Raw genomic sequence first — 6,021 nt, forward strand, 5'->3', positions numbered from 1 at the left:
CGGTGCTTCCGCATCTTGCGCCTCCTTGAAGTTCACGGGATCCCCGTAGGGCTCCAGGTGGGCTTGGGAATGCGGGCGCCCGTCGTCTGAGCATTCGTCTCGCGGAGCCGGCGCCGGGAAGGGCGGGCGGCCCTGGACTGACTACAGGTCCGAACGAGGTGCGGACGGAGCAACCCGGGGCTCTGCGTTAGGCGCTTCCTCCTCGTGGACGCGACGGGTCGGTGAACGGGGGCATGGGGGCGACAGGGTGGGGGGCCGAGCGCCACAGGTGCGCGCGGCACCAAGGCGACGGGTCGGCCGGGGGGCGGTCCACTTGAGCAGGGCCTCGCGGGCCCGGGCGACAGCCTCCGCTGCTGTCGCATGGACTCTGCCTATGGCTTGAGTGGTAGCAAATGTAAGCGCTTGTGCACGCGCGCGCAAGCCGAGACCTGTGGCGGTCCCTCACGGTGAGCGCGAATCGACCCTCTGGCCAGGGAGGTTGCCCGGTGGCGCGCCCGCCGGATCAGCGCTGGCGACCTCCCCTGCGGAGCGCCTCGGGGGCCCGGATCGGGTCCGCCGAGGTCGCCGCCCCCGGCGGTAACGTCGGCGCGTGCCCGGCACCTCCACCCCCGACGGCCTGCCGACGCCGCCCGGCGCCGGCGCTCCCGCCACGGGCGCCCCGGGCCGGTGCCGGACGGACCTGTCCACCGTGTGCATGGCGTGCGGTGCGGGCATGCGCCCGGAGCACGCCCACTACCGCTGTCCGGCGTGCGGGTGGCGCGACAGCTGCTGCGACGGGCCGTACTAGCTGCTGCGACGGGCCGTACTAGCCGTCGTGCTTCGGGACGGCGACGGCGGCGGCACCTCCCCGGGGCGCCCGCCTCGACACCGGGCAGGCCGGGGTCAGTCGGTGATCGGCTCCCCGCCGCGCCCGGTCCGGCCCCGGCCGCTCCGCCCGGCGTCGTCGTCCGCGGGGTCGGCGCCCGCCCCCACCCCCGGCAGGCCGTAGAGCGCCTCGAGGGCGCCGTCGACCACGTCGTCCGCCTCGCCGCCGGCCTCACGGACGCCGACGAGTGCCGTCAGCGACGCGTAGTCCCGGGCCAGGAGGCCGGCGTCGGTGTCGGGCCCCACCCGCGTGCTCGTCCCCGGGGCCGTCAGGTCCAGGCGCAGCGTGCCGCTCTGCCCCGGCGGGAGCGCCACGTGGGGGAGCGGGGCGTTGCCGTCTCCGGTGACGTGGACGGCTGATCGGATGGTGCCGGTCCGGCCGAGGCGCCCATGGCGCAGGCCCCGCAGCTCGTGGAGGGCCACGTTGGGCACGTTGAGGTTGAGGGTGGTGCCCCCGGGGGAGGCCGCCAGGACGGGGACGAGGGCGGCCGCCATCGCGGCCGGCGTCCCCCAGGGCACGGGATCGTCCCCCCAACGGATCGACACCGCCAGGCAGCGGAGCCCGAAGTGTGCCCCCGTGAGGGCCGCGCCCACCGTGCCCGAGTGCATGGCCGACCTGCCCACGTTGATGCCGTGGTTGATCCCCGACAGCACGATGTCGGGGCGGGGCCCGAAGCCGCCCACGCAGGCCAGGATCACCGCCAGCGCCGGTGGCCCGTCGATGCCGTAGGTCGGGATGTCCCCGAGGCCCTCGATGACATGGGCCTCGTAGTCGACGCCCTCGCGTGAGTGGACGGGCCCGACGGCCGCGCCGGCCCCGCTGTAGTCGATGAGAGGGGCGACCACCACGACGTCGTGGCCGCTCGCGGCGGCGGCCAGTGCCAGCGCGGCGATCCCCGGTGCGCGCACACCGTCGTCGTTGGTGACCAGTATCCGCACGGGCCCTCCGATCAGCGGCGCAGCACCGGCGCCGGGGCGCGACGCGGCGTCTACCATACCGGTGCCCGCAGACCGCCCCCGGCGCAGCGGCCTGCCATCGAGGCCCCGACCGCGGCCCGCACGACGACCGGAGACGAGCCAGCCACGTGCCTGCCACCACGACCGACACCGTTGCTCCGTCCGGGGCGCAATACGAGATCGGCCACGGCCGGCACCACGTCGTCGTCACCGAGGTGGGCGCGACCGTGCGCTCGTACACCGTGGACGGACGGCCGGTGCTCGACGGCTTCGGCGAGGACGAGTTGTGCGACGCCGGGCGCGGGCAGGTGCTCGCTCCCTGGCCGAACCGGCTGGGCGACGGCCGCTACAGCTTCGAGGGGCGCGACGCGCAGGCGGCGCTCGACGAGCCCGGCCGGCACAACGCCATCCACGGCCTCGTGCGCTGGCTCCCGTGGCAGGTGACCTCGCGCGCCCAGAACGTCCTGGCGCTCGGCTGCGTCCTGCACCCGCAGCCGGGGTACCCGTGGCGCCTGTCGCTGGCGGTGGAGTACCGGTTGGGGCGCGACGGGCTGTCGGTCGCCTTCAGCGCGACGAACCTCGATCGTGTGGCCGCGCCGTTCGGCGTCGGCTTCCACCCGTATCTCACCCTCTCGACCGCCAGCATCGACACCGCCTCGCTGGCCGTGCCGGCCCGGCGGCGGCTCGTGACCGACGAGCGCGGCCTGCCCACCTCGGCCGGCGCCGTGGCCGGCAGCGAGCTCGACTTCACGGCGCGGCGGTGGGTGGGGACGACCCGCCTCGACACCGCCTTCACCGACCTGCAGCACGATCGGGACGGCATGGCCCGCGTGGAGCTCGACGACCCCGGCGGCCGGGGTGTGACGGTGTGGATGGACGAGCGCTTCCGCTACGTCATGGTCTACACGGGGGACACCCTCGAGCCCCCGGCCCGCCGGCGCACGTCGATCGCCGTCGAGCCCATGAGCTGTCCGCCCGACGCCCTGCGCTCGGGTGTCGACCTCGTGCGACTCGAGCCGGGGGCGTCGTGGGCCGCTCGGTGGGGGATCACGCCGCGCTGATCGACGGTCCCGGCCCCGCGTGCCTTCGGCGGCGATGACGGCGACCTGCGGGGATGAGGGCGACCTCCGTGGGCGTCCTCGACGGCATCGATCCGCCGGATCAGCGGGTGGCGGCGAATCGCTGCTCGATCTCGCCGGGCGGCACCGGTCGTCCGAAGTAGAAGCCCTGGGCGAGCTTGCACCCGATGTCCACGAGGCGGTCGCGCTGCTCCACGCGCTCGATGCCCTCCGCCACCACCGTGAGATCGAACGCTTCGGCCACCTCGATCACGGCGCCGATGACGGCGTCGTAGCGCGTGCCCAGCGCGTCGATGAACGACTTGTCGATCTTCACGACGTCGATGGGCAGCCTCGACAGCGAGTTGAGCGACGAGAAGCCCGTGCCGAAGTCGTCGATGGCGATGCGCACGCCCAGCCGGCGCAGGGCCTGCAGGCGCCGGACCGAAGCCTGCAGGTCCCGGATGAAGAAGCTCTCGGTGATCTCGAGCACCAGGCAGCTCGGCGGCAGGCCGCTCTCGTCGAGGGCCGCGGCGACCTCGGCGATCATCCGGTCGTGCTCGAGCTGGCGGTTCGAGACGTTGACGCTCACGGTGAACCCCGACGGGCTCCCGACCGTGTTGATCCACTCGGCCGCCTGGATACAGGCCCGGGCGAGCACCCACCGGCCGATCTGGAGGATCAGGCCGGACTCCTCGGCCACCGGGATGAACTCGAGCGGCGGCACCATGCCGCGTTCGGGGTGTTGCCAGCGGATCAGGGCTTCGACCCCGACCATGGCCCCCGACTCGATGGCGACCACCGGCTGGTACGCCACCGAGAGCTGGTCGCCGAGGAGGGCCTGGTGCAGTGACGACTCGATCTCGATGCGCTTGGCCGCCCGGGCCGTGAGCGACTCGTCGAACACCTCGACCCGGGCCCGCCCGCTCTGCTTGGCGTGGTACATGGCGGCGTCGGCCTGCCGCAGCACGTCGTTGGGGTCGTCACCGCGCAGCCCGAAACCGACCCCGACGCTCGCCGAGACGAAGCACTCCACGCCGTCGAGGACGAAGGGACGGTCGAAGGCGGCGAGGAGCCGCCACGCATGGGCGACTGCCCCCTTGCGATCGACGAGCCCCTCGACGAGCACGGCGAACTCGTCCCCGCCGAAGCGTGCCACCAGATCGCCGGTGCGGGCGGTGGACTCGATGCGCCGCGCCACCTCCACGACGAGCTCGTCGCCGGTCGTGTGGCCGCGGCTGTCGTTCACGTACTTGAAATGGTCGACGTCCAGGAAGCACACGGCGACGGGGGGGCCGGTGAGCTGGGCCTGCCGAAGGCTGTCGGACAGGCGCTCCACGAACAACGACCGGTTCGGCAGCCCGGTCAGGTGGTCGTGGGTCGCCTGGTGCGCCAGGCGACGTTCGAACTCCCTGCGCTCCGTGACGTTGCGCGCCGTGGCCGTGATCACCAGGCCCTCGGGCGTCTCGATCGGGCCGAGGACGAGCTCCATGGGGAACTCCGTGCCGTCCCTGCGGACCCCGACGACGTCCTCCACGTCACCGACGACGAGCGTGCGCGGGTTGCGGACGAAGTCGGCGCGGTAGTCCTGCAGGATGTGCAGGACCCGGGGGGACATGAGCTGTTCGACGGGGTGGCCCGCCAGCTCGTCGGGGTCGTAGCCGAAGATCCGGCCGACCTGGTGGTTGGCCTCCAGGATGAGCCCGTCGGTGCTCATCACGATCATGGCGTCGGGCGCCGACTCGATGAGCGACCGGAAGTGGGCGGCGTCGCGGCGCTGGTGCTCGAGCCGGCGGGCGCTGTGCAGCCCGTGCCCGGCGTGGGCCGCCAGGAGCTCGAAGGCGGCGATCTCGTGGTCCTCGACGGTCCGCTGGGTGCGCGTGCCGCCGACGAGGGCGGCTGCCAGGGCCCCGTCGACCCACACCGGGGTGGCGATCACGGTCCGGAACCCGTCTGCCCGCAGTTCGGGGTGCCCGGTCTCGCGCTCGCGGTAGTCGTCGACCACGACCGTCCGGCGTTGCTCCTGCACGAGGGCCGTCATGCCCCGGTCCGACGGGTGGACGCCGTGCACGTAGGCGTCGGGCAGCCCCCGGGCGTGCACGACCCGGAACGAACGGCCGTCCTCGATGAATTCGCAGACGTTGGCGGCCTCGAGGCCCAGCTCGGTCACGGCGTCGACCGCCCACGCCAGGATGGCGTCCTCGTCGAGCGAGTCGAGCTGCCGCCCGAGGCCGGCGACCCGGCTCCACAGGCCGGCGCGGTGCTCCTGCTCCGTGGTGGCGCGCTCGCGCAGCAAGAGCTCCCCGGTGAGTTGCACGGAGATCAGGTCGGCCGCCCCCGCCGTGGCCAGGATCATGCCCAGCCGCAGCACCAAGGTGGCCGCCCCGATGTGCCAGCCGGCCCCGGCCAGGGCGGCGACGTAGGCCACCACCGTCACGAGGGTCAAGGTGATGCGCCCCCGCCGGGGATAGGACACGTTGGCCATGAAGACGCACTGCAACAGGTAGACGAGGTAGAGGTCCGAACGACTTCCCCCACTGACGTCGATGCCCACCGACACCAGGGCGATGTCGAACAGCGACCACGCGTACAGCACCGGCAGGGCGAGGCCGCGCCGTGCGACGGCCTCCCAGGGGAGCAGGGCGACCGGGATGGTGCCCGCGATGGCGATGCCGATCGCCGTGAAGTACGGGGCGCGCGACAGCGGGTAGTGGCCCGGGAGCAGCGCGTAGAGGCACAGGACGAGGAGGACCGCCACCGTCGAGGCCACGCCCACGCGCACCGACTGCACCCGCACCTCGTCGAGCGCCCCGACCCGCCGCGGAGGCCCGACCCCCCCGGACCAGCCGTCGAGCACGGCCCGGAACCCCTCGCCGGGCCGGCGTCGGGCGCCGGCCTCGGGCCGATCGGGGCTCGCCCCTCGGGGTCGGGGGCGGGCCGGCACCGGGGGACGGCCGCGCTCCGGAAGTCCCGGCGGTGGGGCGTCGTCGGGGTGTGGCGACCGGAGCGGACCCCGTGGGGCGAGCCCCCCGCCCGGGCCCTGCGGAGGCGCGAGCATGTCCGGTTCGGCGTCCGGTCCGTCGTCGCCGGCACCCGAACGGGGCGCACCGGTCAGCGATGACGGCCGGTCGACACGGCCAGG

General features: G+C 74.0%; 4 protein-coding genes. 2 read left to right on the forward strand and 2 right to left on the reverse strand.

Annotation, left to right across the window (positions count from 1 at the left end):
* The first annotated feature begins 589 nt into the window (after nt 1-589).
* Nucleotides 590-787: a hypothetical protein gene (locus VMV22_07300; GenBank protein ID HUY22132.1), complete on the forward strand. Its 198-nt coding sequence runs from the start codon at nt 590-592 to the stop codon at nt 785-787.
* A 95-nt stretch (nt 788-882) separates the two neighbouring features.
* On the opposite strand, the gene VMV22_07305 is transcribed toward VMV22_07300, so the two are convergent.
* Nucleotides 883-1,860, reverse strand: coding sequence for a 5'/3'-nucleotidase SurE (locus tag VMV22_07305; protein ID HUY22133.1), 978 nt, complete (start codon nt 1,858-1,860; stop codon nt 883-885).
* Between the two features lie 89 nt (nt 1,861-1,949).
* Here VMV22_07305 and VMV22_07310 point away from each other — a divergent pair, with 89 nt between their 5' ends.
* Nucleotides 1,950-2,882, forward strand: a complete 933-nt coding sequence (locus VMV22_07310) for an aldose 1-epimerase family protein (GenBank protein ID HUY22134.1) — start codon at nt 1,950-1,952, stop codon at nt 2,880-2,882.
* Between the two features lie 100 nt (nt 2,883-2,982).
* Here the strand turns inward: VMV22_07310 and VMV22_07315 are convergent, their stop codons facing one another.
* Nucleotides 2,983-5,736, reverse strand: a complete 2,754-nt coding sequence (locus VMV22_07315; protein HUY22135.1) for an EAL domain-containing protein — start codon at nt 5,734-5,736, stop codon at nt 2,983-2,985.
* Nucleotides 5,737-6,021 lie beyond the last annotated feature (285 nt).

This window comes from Acidimicrobiales bacterium (genome assembly GCA_035531755.1).
GTDB lineage: Bacteria > Actinomycetota > Acidimicrobiia > Acidimicrobiales > UBA8190 > DATKSK01.

What these genes read in the sequence shown, in the direction of transcription:
- VMV22_07305 (HUY22133.1), bottom strand. Translation starts at nt 1,860, where the DNA reads ATGGTAGACGCCGCGTCGCGCCCCGGCGCCGGTGCTGCGCCGCTGATC.